Genomic DNA, 16,650 nt, shown 5'->3' with positions numbered 1-16,650 from the left:
AAGAGGTATGCAACTGGACGTCACAATCACCCCCGACTCCTCGACCGTCGAACTGAACAGTGTCGACGACTTCACCAGTCTCTCGGTCGTCGTTGGCGGCGACGATCGATCCGAGACTCTGAGTCGGGTACTGGAACCGTGGGGGGAACTCGAGGGGGATCACGTCTGGCTCGACATCGGCCACTTGGAGCAAGCCGTCGCTGCCCGGATCGGAAACACCGAGTGGAGACAGAAGTTCTCCGCGATGGTGGACTACGCACGCGCCCACGGCTGGGTGGATCGCGACAACAGGGTGCGAGCACACCGTGAATCACTCTGACTCCGCGTTCGCCACGGTTGAGACGTTTGTCGAGCCCGTGCGAAGCTCGTTCGTATGACCGACTCCCGGCAGAACCGTCAAGGCGACGCGACGCGTCTGCGTTTGCTCAAAACTGCTGAACGGCTTTTCGCGACAGAGGGATTGGATGCAGTTTCGCTGCGCTCGGTCAACGCCGCGGCCGGTCTCGGGCCGTCATCGGTCCACTACCATTTCGGAACCAAGGACGATCTGGTCGCAGCGGTGCTGTCGGACATGGGAACGTCGGTGCGAGATCAGATCAGCGCGAACGTCGACGCCCTCTCCGCCGACAAGACGCCGCCGACGGTCGAGGCGCTGGTACGGGCCGTCACTGCGCCCTACAAGGCATTGCTCCTTCGCCATCGCACGCGGGGAATGCGATGGATCAGAATCGTCACGCAGATCTCGCAGCCGCAGATGTCACGACCGGGCCATCCAGCCCTCGAGGCGACCGAGCTGCACCTGCGTGAACATCTTCTCGACCAGGTCCGTCGTACTTTTCCTGCTACTGATCCCGAACGGCTCGAGACTCGCTGGGCGATTGCCTTGATGGGCTTCCTCCAGGCGTTGAGCCGGGCGGACGATTGGAGCGGAAGTGGCAAGCCGCTCGCGCCGGAGCGGCTTGCCGACTTCTACGAGGACCAGGTCGTCTTTCTGGTGGGTGGTGTGCGGCAGTTATTGGGGTGAGCGCCTAATCGATGCGTCTCCTATTTCTGCGCGACCACTGACTTCCGCATTTCCATTACATGAGTAATAGCTTCGGAAATTCCGGACCGGTAACCGATATTCTTTTCGGAATCACCCGGAGTGGAATCAAGCTCCGATTCGAGTCTCGTTTGAATGCGGTCCAGGGTATGGATTGTTCTTTTCACGATGGTTGATTCTCTTTCTGCGGTAAATCCGATAGAAGTATTCCGGATTGCCGAGCGTGTTCGTCGAGGACGCAGAGTGAAGCGAGGGTCATGCCCGCTGCGTACCCGCGCGAGCGTGCGTCAGTTCCTCGATTACGTGACTTGAACAGGTTGAACGTTTCGTGCAGGTGCACAAGGGTGTCGGTGGGGGCAGGCATTGGTCAGCTTCGCAATCAGCTCGTCTTCTCTGGACTTTGCTGTCAGCTCCGCTTCCGCTTACGGATGAACTCGGAAGACTCCGCAGATTTCGCCCGCTTCTCCGCGCGGCGTTCCTTGATCGACTGGGCGGGTTTCTTCATGTTCTTACCCGGCGCCTTGTCAGCCATTGTCGCTCCTCATTTTTCGAAGTGGCAATCACAAACTGACCTCGACCATACTTCATTTACAGAAAAAAGCCAGTTGCTTCTTTTTTGCTACTTTTTTCCGGAGTCGACGGGGCTGACGGAAGTAATTCGGTGCAACGTGAAACGGCGAACCGCGCCGCTCGCGGGGTCGAAGGCGTCCAGCTGTCCGCCGCCCACGCTGACGGGGTCGACGATGCGATGCGTCGCGACCCCCTGGGCGTCGACGTAGCCGATGTTGACGCTCGAATTGTCTCGGGCCGCCGTGGCCAGCAAGGCGATGGTGGCGGCGTTATTCTCCCGTGAACCGTCCGTTCGCACTCCGCCGCGGCCGGGGGCGGAAGCACGGTCTCCGGCCCGCATCGTGCGGACCAACGACGCCAGCTGATCCGCCGACGGGCTCGCCGGCATCCTCGACGCCGGTCGGCTGCGACGGTTGGGTACACGTGCCCCGCGTGGGCGGAGATCGACCAACGTGCCCGAGGAGTCCTCACCTGCCGGCGCGAATCCGGCGGCTCGCAGCTCGGTCAGGACTTCGCGGAGAGGGGCCTGCGAAATCGCGACGGTGGGAGCCAAGGCGCGCAGTGCCAACGGCTCGGCCACTGCGGATGCGAGGACCTCCGCCAGCAGTGACGCGTCCTCACATCGAATGAACGACGCCGCCACTCCGGCACGCAGTCGTCCGTGTCGACGGGCGACATCGTCGATCAGATACGAAAGTGATTGGGGGACAGGAGTCTTCGATTTCGAAGCGAACATCGTATGCAGTTCGGTGGCCGTCAGACCGGCGTCGAGCGCACGACGCACGCTGTCCTCGCTGATGCGGTACATGGACGCCGATCCGGCCGACTCGATGTCTGCGACCAGGCTCACCTGCTCGAGCAGGTCCGGTACCAGCGGGCCGGGCGCAACCAGAGTCAGATCCGCCTGGACCAGGATGTAGTCGATGGGCTCGGGTAGCGCGGACTGCATTTCGGCTTCGGCGTCCCCGCCGTGCAGCAAGGCTCGTCCAGGTGACGACAACGCGCCGCGGGCCACCAGCCCGAGAGCAGCGGCCTCGTCCAGAGTCCGCTCGATCGCGAACGTCCGCAGGCGCCCGCTCCATCGCGGGCGTCGCCACGCCAGCAGCCGACTTACCTCGACGGCCGACGCGGTCTGGCCGCTGTCGAGTTCGGAGAGCAGCCCCAGAATGGCCTGACGATCTCGCGGAGCCGCCGGAGCGCGGCCCTCCTCGGACAACGCCGCGATCGGCTTGTCGGTGGAATCGCGCAGCCCGATCATCCACGGGACTCGAGGTACGTCGACCCAGGCGGACGCCAGGACCTCCCACCGTCGCGCTGTGGATGCGTTCAGCCAGCCGTCGACCGCAAGCGTGGGCGTCCAGTATTCGTCCGCGTTGTCCGAGACCGGCGCCGGCTCTGGTGTTCCACTGGCGATGAGTCCGGCTGCCGAGAGCAACTCGACAAGTAGGCTCACGCGCGCTTCGTCGAGATCGGCCGTCTTGGCCACGCGTCGTAGTTCTCGAACACCGAGCCCACCGGCTCGCAGTGCGGGGGCCGGCGCTGCGCCCAGAACAGCGATCACGTTCTCGCATTGGCGTACCAACTCGAGCGCCTCGCCGGCTGCTGCGGCGTTCACGTCCGCCGGCTTGAGTTTGTCGCCCCCGATGACAGGTGCGGTCAGCGTCGTCGGATCGAAAACCGGCTCGCCGCGGATGACCTGACGAACCGTCGCCGGAAGCTCGACGGTCTGCTCGTCGAGCCACCGCAGCAGGCCGGCCGCCAGCAGTCGTTGAACCGGGCGCTCAGGCGGCGTTCCGGGGGCAGCGTCGCGGGTGCGACCGATCGGGCTGGAGTTGGCGAGTGTCTCGAGGAGATCCCGCTCGCGGGTGTCCAGAGCGTTGAGCGCAGCCGAGATCTCGGTCTCGGTCATCGCCTCGGCAGGTTCGAGGGCGCGCCCCACACGCCACGGAATCATCCCGATGACTGCCGGGACGACGCTGATGGGATCGACACCCCAGATGAGGGCGGACGCGCGCATCTTCGACAGAGACTTGTCGACGGCCTTCTTGGTGACCTTGCCCTTGCCGGTCAGGGCGCGTTCGGCGATCGCACTGTTGAGCTCCGCCCGCGTCATCGGAGTTTCCTCGGCGCCGGCCAGTGCCAACAATTCGAGAAGACCGAAATCGAGGGTGTCGAGTTCGTCCGCGGCTCGGCTGACCGACGCGCGTTGCTGTGCCCGACCGCTGAGAACCACCATCGTGCTCGGCGGCGGTACGGCCAGATCGGGGCGCAGACGCAGCAACTCCGTCAACTCGGCGTCACTGCGCGCCGAGAGCCAATCGGTCAGACTTTCGGCTGCGGAACTGCCCGCCGGGGTGCCACGTGTTTCGGTCATCAGGTATCAGATTAGAGACCTGGTCTGTACGGCGTAACGGCGTCCTGTCAAAATGACTTCGTGGCCAACAATTCGAAGCAACACTATGTAGATCCAGGATGGCCGGAAACTGCAGACGGAGATCACGCAGTGACCGAATTGTCATCGACCCGCGCAGGTGGACTTTCACCCTTCGGCGAGGACACCACCTTTCCGGTTCCGGTGGAGTCACTTCCTTACGTACACCCGCACACCGTCATCAACCGATAACAACTCGACACGAAGAAGGCCCGCACCGAATCGGTGCGGGCCTTCTTGATGTTCGAGCGTCCGAGCGGACAGTCTTGCCGGTGTTACTTGAGGAACGACTTCGCGGTGTCGGCGACTGCGAGGATCTGCGGGTCGACCGGGATACCGTTGGCCTCGGCGAATGCGATTGCCTGATCGATGGCGTCGGCGACCGGGTGTGCAACGGTCTGTGCGACCTGCTGCGCCGGAGCCGGAGCTGCCTGAGGAGCCGTCGTGGCCGGAGCGGAACGCTCGGTGGCGCCGCTGCTCAGCCCGAGGCTGGAGGAGCAGGACGGCCATGCGCCCCAACCCTGGTTTGCGAGAACACGCTCGGCAACAACGATCTGCTGCTCGCGAGTGGCCTGGTTTGCGGTGGCTGCGTACTGTCCGCCGCCGTGTGCGTTCCACGTGCTGGGGGAGAACTGCAGTCCGCCCTGGTAACCGTTGCCTGTGTTGATGGCCCAGTTTCCGCCGGCCTCACACTGGGCGAGACGATCCCAGTCGGAGTCGGGGGCAGCGTTTGCGGTTCCGGTGGCTGCAATTCCTGCTACGCCCATGATGGCGCCGGTGACGGCGACCTTGGCGACAGTGCGGCCGGTGGTGGTGGGCTTGCGATGGCGTCCGCTCATGATGGTCGAAATCCTCTCCACACGCGCCTGCGAGGTCAGCTGTCGGGTTCGGGCTGAGAGGTCGCCCGGCCTCGCCTTTCCTGGCTGGAAAGGGTCTGGCTTCACCCCAAGATTCGGTCTTGCGATCGAACCGGTGTCCACTGGAGAACTTTTCTGTTCTCACAGAGGACTTTGGGTCCCCCGTCCTCGTCCCTGGAATGCTCTGTCGGAAGTCCGGTACCCGCGGGACAAGGCTTGGCGCGGCGGGCCGGAGGTGGCCGAGTTTCCCGGCCGAAAACGACGGTAACGGCTCGAGTCGCTCGTGTCACCATTTGATAACGCGGCGTGGCGAAAGCCGTACAACGCGTCACACAAAGCGCAGGAGACTCTTCCCAGGTAGGTGGGGGTGCCCGAGTGAATGTCCGGTTGTGTCCGTTCCGTTATCCATCCGTAATGTGAGCAAGGTCACACGTTATGTGGAAATACAATTTCGGGCGATTGAGAGGTGTGTCGATCCGGGCCCAAGGTGTGGCCCGTGTCTCAACATCGAGATCGAAACTTAGGTTAGGTTTGCCTGACTTGCCTCGATTGGGCAGGTTTCGCAGAGTCTTCCAAAGAAGTAGGGCACCCCTCATGAAACTGCAATACCGTCGGCGTGCGGTCACCGCATCACTCGCCGTCGCCGCTGCTGCTGTCGGCCTGGCCGTCACTGCTCCCGCTGCACACGCCTCACCCGAGGATCCGACACACGGTGTTGTCGGAAGCTATTCCGCAACCCAGCCCGGCGACATCGTCGTCGACTCGGCAACCCACCGCGGATACATCACGCAGTACGGCGGACCGACCAGCTCGTTGTCCGTCGTCGACACGAACACCGGCAAGTCCGTCGGCACCATCGACGGCGTCGTCGGTTACCCGTCGGCACTTGCCGTCGACTCAGGCCTCGGACGCGCATACGTGTCCTCCTCCTACGGCGGCGCGATCTCGATTGTCGACACGAAGACCGGGAAGGTCGAAAAGACGGTCACGCTGAGCGAGAAGAACCCCGACGGCTCGCGTCCGCAGATCAACGATGTCGTCGTCGATCCCACAACACACCGCGCGTACTTCTCGGACTACAAGTCCGGCAACATCCGAGTCGTCGACCCCAACGCCGCCGACGCCGTGTCGAGCATTCTGGTCCACAAGTCGGCAACGCCGACCAAGCTCGCCTTCGACAGTGTCCGCGGCTTCCTCTACATCGCGGACACCAACTTCTTCGACGAGAATTACGGCCGCACGCTGTGGCAGGCGGACGTACGCAAGGGCGGAGCACTCAAGTCGATCGTGCGTGCCGACAACCTCTACCCGGTCGACGTCGATGTCGACACGAACACCGGCAACATCTACATGACCGACACCCGGGCAACCAACCTGTGGGCGATCACCCCGGCCGGCGCGGTTCTGTCGAAGACCACGCTGTCTCCGACCGCGATTCCCAACGGCGTGGTCGTCGACGCTGCGGCAGGCATTGCATATGTCGCGGACGTCATGAACGGACACCTGTGGTCGGTCGATCTGACGACCCGCGCCACCACCGCTCTGACCGATACCAAGGTTCCGGCACTGGAGAAGGTCAAAAACCTCGCGCTCGACACCTCGACCGGCGCCATCGCGTCGACGACCAACGGGGGCAAGGTGACAGTCGTTGCTGCGTACCCGCTACCCGCGACCGTCGAATTGCCTGCCGCTCAGGTAGGTAAGGCGTATTCGCAGAAGCTCACTGCCGCCGATGCGCGCGCAACCTTTGCACTCACCAGTGGCACTCTGCCCGGCGGACTGTCCCTCGCACAGGACGGCACCATCTCGGGTACCCCCACCGCTGTCGGCAGCGTCACCGTCGAGGTCACTGCGAAGAGCGTGCTTTCGCGTGCTTCGAGCGTGACCATCGTGGTCTCCGAGGGGCCGGTCGGCCCCGTCGATCCGGGCAACCCGGGAACGGGTACCGGTTCGCTCGGTAACCTCCCCGGACTCGGTAGCCTCGGCCGCTGATACGACCTGATACCAGAGAACCCGACCACAGCAACTGCTGTGGTCGGGTTCTTCGGTCCGCGGGCCCGCTATGCGTAATCGACGCGGTCCACGACTATGCGTAATTCACCCGGTCCACGTCGACGATCTCCTTGCCGAGCGGCATCAGCGAGATCGGAATCATCTTCAGGTTCGCGACCGCGAGCGGAATTCCGATGATCGTGATCGCCATCGCGACGGCGGTGACGATGTGTCCGATCGCCAACCAGATACCGGCGATGATCACCCAGATGACATTGCCGATCATCGAACCGACACCAGCGGTCGGCTTGTCGACGACGGTCTTACCGAACGGCCACAGTGCGTAGATGCCGATGCGGAATGCCGCGATTCCGAAGGGAATCGTGATGATGAGGATGCAGCAGATGATGCCTGCGGCGAAGTAACCCAACGCCAGCCAGAAGCCGCCGAAGACCAGCCAGATCACGTTCAGGAGGATTCTCATGGTCAGTGACCTTTCGGTTGGAGGCGGGAGTGATCAGCGCACGCGTCGACCGGATCTGAGCGTGTAGACGATGGCCAGGAGGAAGCCGATCGGGCACGCGAGTGCTACCAGGTACAACGCCAGGCCGGGTGGGGTGTCGCTGAAGATATGGACTGCGAAGATGGCCACGATCGCCAGGAATCCGACGATGAACAGTGCCATCGCCGTACGGAACAGACCGTTTCCGGTGCCGGAAGTGCGCGGGTTCGGTTGAGGGTCCACACCTACGAGGATAGTGCCTGTAAACCTGGGTGCCGACCCGGGTTCGTCACAGGTAGACTGTTAACAGACTGCGCGCCCCGCTGAAGCAAGTGTGGGGCGCGTTCTTTTGCATTCTTCCACCGGAAGCGATGCGAGCAAGGCCATGAGGCTCTTCCGAGAGCCTCCCGAGCACATTGGGGCAGACGCCCCAGTCGAGTGATGAGCAGGTGAACGCGGTGCCGACCGGCAAGGTGAAGTGGTACGACGTCGAAAAGGGTTTCGGCTTTCTGTCGCAGGAAGAGGGCGAGGACGTCTACGTCCGTGCTTCCGCTCTCCCCGAGGGCGTCGAAGGCTTGAAGGCCGGCCAGCGCGTCGAGTTCGGAATGGCTGCGGGCCGCCGCGGTCCGCAGGCACTGAGCCTGAAGGTACTCGAGCCGGCGCCGTCGTTGCGCGGCGCGACGGCGACGCGTCGTGAGCCCGTCGAGCGTAAGCACACCCCTGATCAGTTGCACGGCATGGTCGAGGACATGATCACGTTGCTCGAGGCGAAGGTCCAGCCGGATCTGCGCAACGGCAAGTACCCGGACCGTAAGACCGCTCAGCGGATCTCCGAGGTCGTCCGGGCCGTCGCTCGCGAGCTCGACACCTGATCGCTCGATAGGAGCTGCCGTACACGGCTTCGAAACAAGATGCCCTGCACACCAATCGGTGTGCAGGGCATTTTCGACGTTCCGGGGATCAAGCGGTCTTGATCGACCAGATCAGCAGTCCCTGTTCGCTTCCCTCACCGACGGCGAGGTGGATTTCGACGCCGACGAGTTGCTTGACGGGATCGCTCGAAGACTCGACCGTCACTGCCAGGGCCTCGCCGGGCTCGAAGACTCGGGGCTCACCGGTCTGGTTGCCGTCGGCATCCTCGTAGACGGCGAGCAGTGCCCACTGCGCATCCGAGACGTCCGTCGACAACGACAGCTGCAGCGGGAGGCCCGCTGGAACGTCGAGTGCGTAGATGTCGCCCACCTGGGCGCACTGGGACAGGTCGATGGTGCAGAAACCGGCAGGGTTCGTTTCGATCGTCTTGCCGTGTGCGTATGCAGTGATGACCGGCAGCTTGTCGGGGTCGTCGTTGATGTTCTTGATGATCACGAAAAGAACGGAGACGTAAGCAACCAGTGCCACCACCATCAGGACACTGATCGCTGCCACGATCTTCTTTGTTCTCGAGCGCATCATCACTGCGGAGTACTTCCTTGTCCTCGGTTGGATTTACCGGTGTAAATCACTTCGGTCACTTCTTGTTCGGCCAGATCGGGTCGCTTCCCGCCGAGGCCGGGCAGGAGGCTGCTTCCTCGGTAGCTCAGGAAGGTCTGCAGAAGCCCGATCGTCAGGAACACCGATACAACAGTGAACCCGATCCAGTATTCGGTCGGAAGCAGAACCCCCAATGCGCCGCCGAGTACCCAGCTCAGCTGCAGAACCGTCTCGGATCTACCGAATCCGGACGCGATCGATTCCTCGGGCAGGTCGTGCTGGAGTGACGCGTCGAGTGAGACCTTGGCGAGCGCGCTGGCGGCCGATGCGATGAGCGTGGCAAGCGCGGCCGTCATGAGGTTGTCCGTCAGCGCTGCGATCACCGCGATGATCCACACCGACGCAGTACACCGGAGCACGATCAAGGCAGGCCGGCCGAGCTTGAGGCGCGCACCCGTGGCATTTCCGGCGAAGTTACCCAGACCGGCTGCTGCGCCGACCAGGCCGAGCATCATGGCCTGCTGGAGCGGCTCGTGATCGGTGCGTGATTTGGCGACGAACGCGATGTAGAGCGTCAGGAAGCCGGTGAGCACGCGAATGGTGCCGTTGCCCCAGAGTCCGATGATCACGGCGCGTCCGAGAGGCTGACGGACCTTGGCAGGTTTGGCGTCCGGCTGCGGTGGGGCGCTGCCGGCGTGATGCGCTTCGTCCGGGTGGTAGGTGATGGTCGCGGGAACCTCACCCTCGGTGACCTCGACCCACGACGGGATTCGCATGCTCAGATATGCGCCGAACACGGTGACGGCGACCGCGAACCACAAGGCGCCGGTGGAACCGAAAGCCAGCGCGAGCGCACCTGCGACAGCGCCGGCCCCGATCGTTCCACCGATCAGCCCGAAGACCGTCAGACGCGAATTCACGCGCACCAGGTCTATTTCCGGTGGTAGGACGCGTGGTGTCACTGCGCTCTTGAGCACCGAGAACGATTTACTGAGCACCATCATGCCGAGCGCGGCCGGATAGAGGATCCAACTGTCGAAGTTGAAGACCAGGATCACCGCGAGGAGCGTCCGGATTCCGAACGACGACGCGAGTGCGATGCGGCGTCCGCGCTGCAACCGGTCGAGCATGGGGCCGATGAGCGGTGCGATGACCGCGAACGGTGCGATCGTGATCAGGAGATAGAGCGCGACCTTGGTCTTGTCCTCGCCCGTCGCGGCCGAGAAGAACAGCGTGTTGGCCAGAGCGACGGAGATCGCCGCGTCGGTCGCGTTGTTCGTCATCACCGCGTAGGTGAGAGCGGTCAGACCGGACTTGTCCGCGCCGTCGGCCTTCGCCGCGCGCTGGAAGGTCGCGATGCCCTTGTTCGTCAGTTCGCGGCTGCGCATCGCTGCGACGCGAGTGACGGTGAGCTTGCGAGGCATCGGTGGAGCCTTGGGAGCGTCCGCCCCCGGCGTCTTCGAACCGGGCGCGGATTCGGAGTCTCCCCGCGATTCGGGAATCGGATGCAGCGGTGGCAAAGGCGTGCGACGGGCAGCGGGACGGGCCGAAGGTGGGTAATTGTCCGGGCGGGCCGCGGGTGGGTAATTGTCGTAACCGGGGTGCACCTGTTGCCCCTCCGGCTCGTCGTGGATTCGCCGAGTTTCGGGGTCGTAGGGTTCGCGCGGTCCGGTCACCACTCAATTCTGTCCTAGTGTCGGCGCGGCTACCACGCACACCCCTGCGAGTCCTGTGTCATGTCGGACTCAGTTAACAAAACGGACTTCGAACATCTGCGGCCAATACTTGCCGGTGAGCAGGAATCGATCGGTACCGGGAATCTGCGCGATGCCGTTGAGAACGTCGACGGTGCTGGTCGATCCGTCCGCGACGAGTTCTTCGCGTAGCGGCGAAGCGTCGTACACGTTCGTGACGCTGCCGTCCGACGGGTCGATTCGGACGACGGTGTCCGTGGTCCAGACATTGGCGTAGACGGAGCCGTCTTCGGCGCATTCCAATTCGTTCAGCTTGCCGACGGACTCCGAAGATCTGGTGACGTCGACGGTCGAGATCGACGCGAAGGTTTCGGGATCGCGAAAGGTCAACGTGGCCGAACCGTCGCTCGAGACAATCCGATCCCCGAGCGAACAGATTCCCCATCCCTCGGTGTCGAGTGGGAACCGCCCTCGTTCGGTCAAGGTGTCCTTGTCACGGGCGATGGCAACGCCGTCTTTCCAGGTGAGTTGCCACAGTGTGTCTCCGGCGACCGTGATGCCCTCACCGAACAACGGCGGGTCGAGATCGGCACGCGCAACTTCCGGTCCCGAAGCGGGGGACTGCTCGTCGGAGATCTCGCTCGAGCGCACCCAGGACTGCCCGACGCGTCCGGTGCTTTCGTACAACCGGTTTCCGTCGATCTCGAGGCCCTGCGTGAACGCGTCGGGATCGTGCGCGGACACTCGAACGATCCCGACGGAGCCGGTTTCGGACGTGAGGTTGTCGGGAGCGCCGGGGGAATCGGAGCACCCCGCCAAGGCCGAGGCGATCACGGCGACCACTGCAAAAGTGCGCACGGAATTGGCGTGTGACCTACTCATCTGCCCAGCATGGCAGCCCAGTGCGTTGCGGACTTGCGGTGGTGCGGCAAACTGGAGGAGTGAGTGTTGCTACTTCTCCAGAGCGTGCAGTGCCGCGCCCAGTACTGGCCGATGCGGTCGAGCTTGCCCGAAAGGCAGTCGTCGACCTGCATGAAGGCGGTGTGGGGGCATACCTCGGCGTGACGTCGGAGGACGAATTTGCCGCCACCCATCGATTTGCAGCAGACATTCCGGGATACCGCGGTTGGCAGTGGGCGGTTGTCGTCGCTGCCGGACCGGAGGACACCCACGCCACGATCAGTGAGTTGGCGCTGTTGCCGGGTCCCGACGCGTTGGTTGCGCCGGAATGGCTGCCATGGGATCAGCGGATTCGTCCCGGCGATCTGTCCGTCGGTGACCTACTCGCCCCGCCGGCCGAGGATCCTCGCCTCGTTCCCGGCTACGTCGCCACCGGTGACCCGGAAGTCGACGAGGTAGCTCTCGAAATCGGGCTCGGCCGCAAACAGGTCATGAGCCGCGAGGGCCGACTCGATGCCGCGCAGCGTTGGTTCGACGGTGACTTCGGCCCGGAGTCGGAGATGGCGAAGGCCGCGCCGTCGACGTGTGGACTGTGTGGATTCTTCCTTCCACTCGCCGGTTCGCTGCACGCAGCGTTCGGTGTGTGCGGAAACGAACTCTCCGCAGACGGCCGTGTGGTCAGCGTGTCCTACGGTTGTGGCGCGCACTCGGACACCAGCCTGCCGCTCGGTGCGGGCTCGCCGCAGTTCGACGCATTCGACGACGGGGCCGTCGAGCTGATTGCGGTGCCCGCTCGCCCGTCGAGCGCTGTTGCAGTTGAGGATTCGGTATCCACCGAGTAGAAGATCCGTTCGGTACGGACGCACTCCGCGAGGCGACGCTGCGCGCGTGGTCGGAATCTCCGACGCGATTGCGTGAAGACGCGGCTGCGGAATCCGACCTCGCAAAGGCCGGGTACCGCGACCGTCTGCTCACCGAACTGGCGCAGAACGCTGCCGATGCAGCTGCACGCGAGGGCGTCCAGGGCTCTTTGTGGGTGGATGTGGACGGTCGGACGCTGACGGTGGCGAACACGGGCCGTCCACTGGACGAATCCGGTGTACATGCGCTGACCGCGCTGCGCGCGTCGAACAAGGTCGACGCCGACGAAGGTGTGACGGGACGGTTCGGCGTCGGATTCTCGGCAGTTCTCTCGGTCAGTGACGAGGTGGAACTGCGCTCGTCGACGGGATCGATTCGATTCTCTGCCTCGCACACTCTGCGCGAGATCGAGTCTCGCGAACTCCCGGTACCGGAAACCAGTGTCCCCGTACTTCGTTTGGTGTGGCCGTCTGGCGAATTGCCGAGCGATGGTGCTGATTCGGAAGTGGTGCTGACGCTTCGGCCGGACGTCGATGCCGCAGCGCTGCTTTCGCAGATGGCACGTGAGGCTGTCGACCTGCTCCTCGAACTCCCAGCTCTCGGATCAATTCGTCTGGGTGAGAAGACTTTTCGGCGATCGGAACGGGTGCTGGATTCCGGCCTCGTCGAGATCGCTATCGGTGATCGCACGTGGTGGCAGTACACCGCGCCGAACGCACGATGGTTGGTGCCCGTCCGCGACGGGGTCGTCGAGCCGGTCGCAGACGACGTCCTGCGGGCGCCGACGCGATCCGACGAGGAACTGTCGATCCCCGCGATCATCATTGCCGACATTGCAATGCAACCCGATCGGCGACGCATCATGCCCGCTGCACCGATCGCTCCGCTTGCCGAGGGGTACGCGAAGTTCCTTGCTGCACTACCTCCTCGGCAGCGAACGGCACTCGTCCCGATCCCTGCCTTTGCCCGCAGCGAAACCGATTCGCTTCTGCGCGAAGCGCTTCTGAAGGAGCTGCAGGAAAACGAGTGGCTTCCGGTGGTCGGTGAACCCGACCGCGCGCCGCAGCGAGCATCCGTGGTGCCCGGGCTCGGTGATGACCTTGCCGAGTTGCTCACCGACATCATCGGCGGCCTGGTTGTCCCCGAGCTCTCCGGCCCCAAGCACGAGCGAGCACTCGCGGCAGTGTCGACGCACCGCATCGGGCTCGCGCGCATCGCGGAACTGCTCAGCGGTTCGGAACGTGAACCGAAGTGGTGGAATCGACTCTATTCGGCTCTCGAGCCCTTGGTGATCGACACTCTTGCGGTGGAAGAGCTTGGAACACTGCCGGTTCCGCTCTCCGACGGACGGACGGTGACCGGGCCGCGGACCGTCGTCGTCGGCGTCGAACTGGGCGAAGACGCGCCGTCGGTGCAGTGGACGAGGTTGGTTCATCCCGTCGCGGTTCACCCGTTGCTGTCTCGATTGGGAGCGCAGACCGCGAGTGCCACCGACCTGCTGTCCGATCCGGCGCTGCGCGCATTGATCGAAGATGCTGCGGACCAAGATGATTCGGTAGCGACGGAGTTGGCGCAGGTTGTACTCGGATTGGCGGCCCACGTGGCGCCAGGAGCGCTGCCGTCGTGGATCGGTGAAGTGCTGCTTCCTGATTCGGAGGGCGAATTGCGGTCCGCCGACCAACTTCTGCTTCCGGGAGCTCCCCTTGCAAGCGTCCTGGTCGAGGATTCTCCCTTCGGCATCGTCGACGCTGATTTTGTTCAGCGGGTGGGGGAGCAGGCGCTACGGGTAGTCGGTGTCGGGTGGGGTTTCACGGTGGTCCGTGAGGAATTGCCTTCCGGCCCCGATCACGATCTCGACGCCGAAGACGCATGGTGGGACACCCTCGACGAGGACCCCGAATACATCGAAGCCGTGCGCGATCTCGACCTCGTGGACGAAGACCGCTGGCCGCAGGCGTTGTCGCTGCTGGTCGAGTCGCCGGCGACGCGGGCGCTGCTCACCGACCGTCGTGGATACACGGCGTGGTGGTTGCGTTCGAATGCCGAACTCGGCGGTGAGGTGCTGGGCTTGCTGCGCGCTCCGGGCGATCGCACCTTCGAGGGCTTGCTCGATGCTGCCGAACACCCCGACGCCGGATTCTTCTCCGGATTGCTGGCATCGGATACCGTCGACGATCCGGAACTGGCTCAGCTGCTGCTCGATCGGCTTGCGGACCCACTACGGATGCCGGCCTCCGCCGTCGTCGCGCGGACGCACCGGCTACTGGGTGAGGCAGCGCAGCGACGGGTTCTCGACCTGGAGGAACTGCACCTGCCTCCGTTCGTGCGAGGCCTTTCCGGCGATCTGGTCGATCCCGGCGACGCCCTTGTTCTCGACCGACCGTGGCTGGGAGCGGCACTACCTGCACAACGAGTGGTGCTCGGCAGCTTCGAGACGGCCGACGCACTGGCAGATCTACTCGACGTCGCGACGGCGTCTGCATCCGTTCACGGACGAGTGAGCAGCACCGGCGTCGTCACGACGTGGGCGAACGAACCGCAGGCAGTTCTCGGCTTCGCAGCCCTCGGCCGTGAGGTACCCAGCGGCGAGGTAGTGATCCATCACGAACTGACGGTGGAACTGACGGGGGCGGTCGAGACGACGGTGATCGTGCCGTGGTGGGTGGACTCGGACGGCGTTCATCACGTGATGCGTACGTGGACTCTGCCGCAAGGAATGTGAGGGCAGATGTCTTTTGATCAGTGGGTACTCGACAGCGCAGTGAGTCAGCGGACGGCGTGGCTCGTGGACGTCGTCGACGTCATCACCGACAGCGGCGGAACCCTCGCGTCGTGGCTGATCGCGACGCTGCTCACGATCGTGCTTCTGGTTCGGAGACTGCGTACCGAAGCTCTGCTGATCGCCGGATCGATGTTGACCGGTCTGCTCGTGATGAGCGGATTGAAGCGCATCTTCACGCGAACCCGCCCACCCGTTCCGGAGAGATTGATCGAAATCGATTCGTATTCGTTCCCGTCGGGCCACGCGATGATGAGCGCGATACTCGCGACTTCGGTTGCCGCCGTGATCCTTCGTCTTGCCTTGCCGAGGCTCGCGAAGATGGCAATGCTCGCGAGCCTCGGCCTGTACACGATCGCCGTCGGATTCTCCCGCGTCTACCTGGCTGCCCATTGGATGACCGATGTACTGGCAGGTTGGGCGTTCGGGATGATGTGGGCCGGGGTGTGGATCTGGGGAACCGCGCAGATCAGAAAGCGCCGGGCGCTGGTTACTTCGTGAGCTCGGCGAGTAGTTGGCTCGTGGCCCACGGCAAGCTCAGTGCCGAGCTTGCGGTCAAGGCCGCACCGACCTGCGGAGCCTGATCGTCGTTGACGTAGACGACGCGATTGTCCTTGACCACGTCGAGTTGCTGGAAGCCAGGGTTGTTTCGGACCGCCTGTGCGGCATCGGGATTGCCGATGACAACGAGACGGTCCACGTCGAGAAGATCCAGTCGTTCGGTGGAGATCGGCGCGTAGAACTCACCGTTCATCAAGGCCTCGACCGCGGGAGCAGGTTTGAATCCGAGACTGCCGAGAACCCGTCCGCGGGCGTCCTCGGAGGAGAAGGCGTGGAACTCCGGGGTCGCGTCGACGCTGATGATCACCGCGGTCTGGTCTGCAAATTCCGGGTGAGCGCTTCTGGCGTCGGCGAACTGCCTGTCGATATCGGCGACCAACTTCTCGCCGTCGGCTTCGCGACCCACTGCCTTCGCTGCGGTCTTCGTCGTGATCTGCCACGGAGTTGCGTAGTCGCCGTGGGCCGGATCCTTCGCGACGGTCGGGGCGATCGCGGAAAGTGTGCTGTACAGGTCTTTGTCGATGCTCGAGTAGAGCGCGAGGATCAGGTCGGGCTCGAGCGCAGCGATCTTTTCGACGCTGATCGTGGTTTCGGGATTGCTGCCGACGACGGTCGGTTCGGTTCCGCCCCAAGGGCCGGTGACCCATGGCCACGTGCGGTTGACGTCCGGTTCGCCCGGGTACTGGTTGACCATTCCGACGGGCTTGATGCCCAGAGCCAACAGAGCCTGCTCGTCGTTGTAACCGACGGTGACGATCCGTTGTGGTTCGGAATCGATCGTGGTGCTGCCGAAAGCGTGATCGATCGTGACGGGGAAGGCGCCACCACCGGAACTCGACGAACTACTTGCTGCGTCGTCGTTCGAACTGCAGGAGACGAGTGCTGTGCCGACCAGGGCGACCACAGCAACGGATGTCAGTCTCGTCCAACGTCCTCGGCTTTTCCAACGATTTCGGTGGGAGATCTTCACGGCTACGTGGTTCCTTTC

At 63.7% G+C, this 16,650-nt stretch carries 17 protein-coding genes and 1 riboswitch; of the genes, 8 read left to right on the top strand and 9 right to left on the bottom strand.

Going from position 1 to position 16,650, the window contains the following annotated elements; all coding sequences use genetic code 11:
• Nucleotides 1–7: 7 nt before the first annotated feature.
• The gene (locus tag QRN54_RS10630) at nucleotides 8–319 is read left to right on the top strand and encodes a hypothetical protein (RefSeq protein WP_003939736.1); all 312 of its coding nucleotides are present in this window, start codon (nucleotides 8–10) and stop codon (nucleotides 317–319) included.
• 54 nt (nucleotides 320–373) lie between these two features.
• On the top strand, nucleotides 374–1,024 hold the full coding sequence (locus tag QRN54_RS10625; protein ID WP_285181987.1) for a TetR/AcrR family transcriptional regulator: 651 nt from the start codon (nucleotides 374–376) through the stop codon (nucleotides 1,022–1,024).
• A gap of 424 nt (nucleotides 1,025–1,448) precedes the next feature.
• Here the strand turns inward: QRN54_RS10625 and QRN54_RS10620 are convergent, their stop codons facing one another.
• Nucleotides 1,449–1,574, bottom strand: coding sequence for a hypothetical protein (locus QRN54_RS10620; RefSeq protein ID WP_003940363.1), 126 nt, complete (start codon nucleotides 1,572–1,574; stop codon nucleotides 1,449–1,451).
• An 87-nt stretch (nucleotides 1,575–1,661) separates the two neighbouring features.
• Nucleotides 1,662–3,986, bottom strand: a complete 2,325-nt coding sequence (locus QRN54_RS10615) for a helicase-associated domain-containing protein (protein ID WP_285181986.1) — start codon at nucleotides 3,984–3,986, stop codon at nucleotides 1,662–1,664.
• A gap of 60 nt (nucleotides 3,987–4,046) precedes the next feature.
• On the opposite strand from QRN54_RS10615, the gene QRN54_RS10610 reads away from it, so the two are divergent.
• On the top strand, nucleotides 4,047–4,235 hold the full coding sequence (locus QRN54_RS10610; protein WP_019744939.1) for a hypothetical protein: 189 nt from the start codon (nucleotides 4,047–4,049) through the stop codon (nucleotides 4,233–4,235).
• Nucleotides 4,236–4,318: 83 nt separating this feature from the next.
• On the opposite strand, the gene QRN54_RS10605 is transcribed toward QRN54_RS10610, so the two are convergent.
• Nucleotides 4,319–4,882: a transglycosylase family protein gene (locus QRN54_RS10605; protein ID WP_003939675.1), complete on the bottom strand. Its 564-nt coding sequence runs from the start codon at nucleotides 4,880–4,882 to the stop codon at nucleotides 4,319–4,321.
• Between the two features lie 8 nt (nucleotides 4,883–4,890).
• Nucleotides 4,891–5,100, bottom strand: a riboswitch (cyclic di-AMP (ydaO/yuaA leader).
• A gap of 394 nt (nucleotides 5,101–5,494) precedes the next feature.
• Between QRN54_RS10605 and QRN54_RS10600 the strand changes: the two genes are divergently transcribed.
• Nucleotides 5,495–6,892, top strand: coding sequence for a YncE family protein (locus tag QRN54_RS10600; RefSeq protein WP_058226123.1), 1,398 nt, complete (start codon nucleotides 5,495–5,497; stop codon nucleotides 6,890–6,892).
• Nucleotides 6,893–6,986: 94 nt separating this feature from the next.
• On the opposite strand, the gene QRN54_RS10595 is transcribed toward QRN54_RS10600, so the two are convergent.
• A complete protein-coding gene (locus tag QRN54_RS10595; protein ID WP_003939919.1) occupies nucleotides 6,987–7,376 on the bottom strand; it encodes a YccF domain-containing protein in 390 nt (129 codons plus the stop codon).
• 33 nt (nucleotides 7,377–7,409) lie between these two features.
• On the bottom strand, nucleotides 7,410–7,637 hold the full coding sequence (locus tag QRN54_RS10590; protein WP_003940194.1) for a hypothetical protein: 228 nt from the start codon (nucleotides 7,635–7,637) through the stop codon (nucleotides 7,410–7,412).
• A 215-nt stretch (nucleotides 7,638–7,852) separates the two neighbouring features.
• Here QRN54_RS10590 and QRN54_RS10585 point away from each other — a divergent pair, with 215 nt between their 5' ends.
• On the top strand, nucleotides 7,853–8,266 hold the full coding sequence (locus tag QRN54_RS10585) for a cold-shock protein (protein ID WP_007733502.1): 414 nt from the start codon (nucleotides 7,853–7,855) through the stop codon (nucleotides 8,264–8,266).
• Between the two features lie 88 nt (nucleotides 8,267–8,354).
• On the opposite strand, the gene QRN54_RS10580 is transcribed toward QRN54_RS10585, so the two are convergent.
• The 3 genes from QRN54_RS10580 to QRN54_RS10570 all read right to left on the bottom strand — a co-directional run bounded on the left by QRN54_RS10580 (nucleotide 8,355) and on the right by QRN54_RS10570 (nucleotide 11,443).
• Nucleotides 8,355–8,822, bottom strand: a complete 468-nt coding sequence (locus QRN54_RS10580; RefSeq protein WP_257230628.1) for a DUF2771 family protein — start codon at nucleotides 8,820–8,822, stop codon at nucleotides 8,355–8,357.
• Between the two features lie 26 nt (nucleotides 8,823–8,848).
• Nucleotides 8,849–10,543 carry an MFS transporter gene (locus QRN54_RS10575; RefSeq protein WP_285181982.1) on the bottom strand — a complete coding sequence of 565 codons (1,695 nt, stop codon included), beginning with the start codon at nucleotides 10,541–10,543 and terminating at the stop codon, nucleotides 8,849–8,851.
• A gap of 69 nt (nucleotides 10,544–10,612) precedes the next feature.
• On the bottom strand, nucleotides 10,613–11,443 hold the full coding sequence (locus tag QRN54_RS10570; RefSeq protein WP_285181981.1) for a glutaminyl-peptide cyclotransferase: 831 nt from the start codon (nucleotides 11,441–11,443) through the stop codon (nucleotides 10,613–10,615).
• Nucleotides 11,444–11,481: 38 nt separating this feature from the next.
• Here QRN54_RS10570 and QRN54_RS10565 point away from each other — a divergent pair, with 38 nt between their 5' ends.
• The 3 genes from QRN54_RS10565 to QRN54_RS10555 all read left to right on the top strand — a co-directional run bounded on the left by QRN54_RS10565 (nucleotide 11,482) and on the right by QRN54_RS10555 (nucleotide 15,602).
• Entirely contained in the window at nucleotides 11,482–12,303 is an 822-nt protein-coding gene (locus QRN54_RS10565; RefSeq protein ID WP_030535360.1) for a DUF3027 domain-containing protein, read from the top strand.
• 68 nt (nucleotides 12,304–12,371) lie between these two features.
• Nucleotides 12,372–15,044, top strand: a complete 2,673-nt coding sequence (locus tag QRN54_RS10560; RefSeq protein ID WP_285181979.1) for a sacsin N-terminal ATP-binding-like domain-containing protein — start codon at nucleotides 12,372–12,374, stop codon at nucleotides 15,042–15,044.
• 6 nt (nucleotides 15,045–15,050) lie between these two features.
• Nucleotides 15,051–15,602, top strand: a complete 552-nt coding sequence (locus QRN54_RS10555; RefSeq protein WP_050654714.1) for a phosphatase PAP2 family protein — start codon at nucleotides 15,051–15,053, stop codon at nucleotides 15,600–15,602.
• Here the strand turns inward: QRN54_RS10555 and QRN54_RS10550 are convergent.
• Nucleotides 15,592–16,632, bottom strand: coding sequence for an iron-siderophore ABC transporter substrate-binding protein (locus QRN54_RS10550; protein ID WP_285181977.1), 1,041 nt, complete (start codon nucleotides 16,630–16,632; stop codon nucleotides 15,592–15,594). The two genes, QRN54_RS10555 and QRN54_RS10550, sit on opposite strands and share 11 nt — an antisense overlap.
• Nucleotides 16,633–16,650: the final 18 nt, after the last annotated feature.

Source organism: Rhodococcus sp. MEB032, assembly GCF_030208925.1.
GTDB lineage: Bacteria > Actinomycetota > Actinomycetes > Mycobacteriales > Mycobacteriaceae > Rhodococcus_F > Rhodococcus_F qingshengii.
Note: the sequence above shows the minus strand (reverse complement) of the source record. Positions and strands in the feature narration are given on the sequence as shown.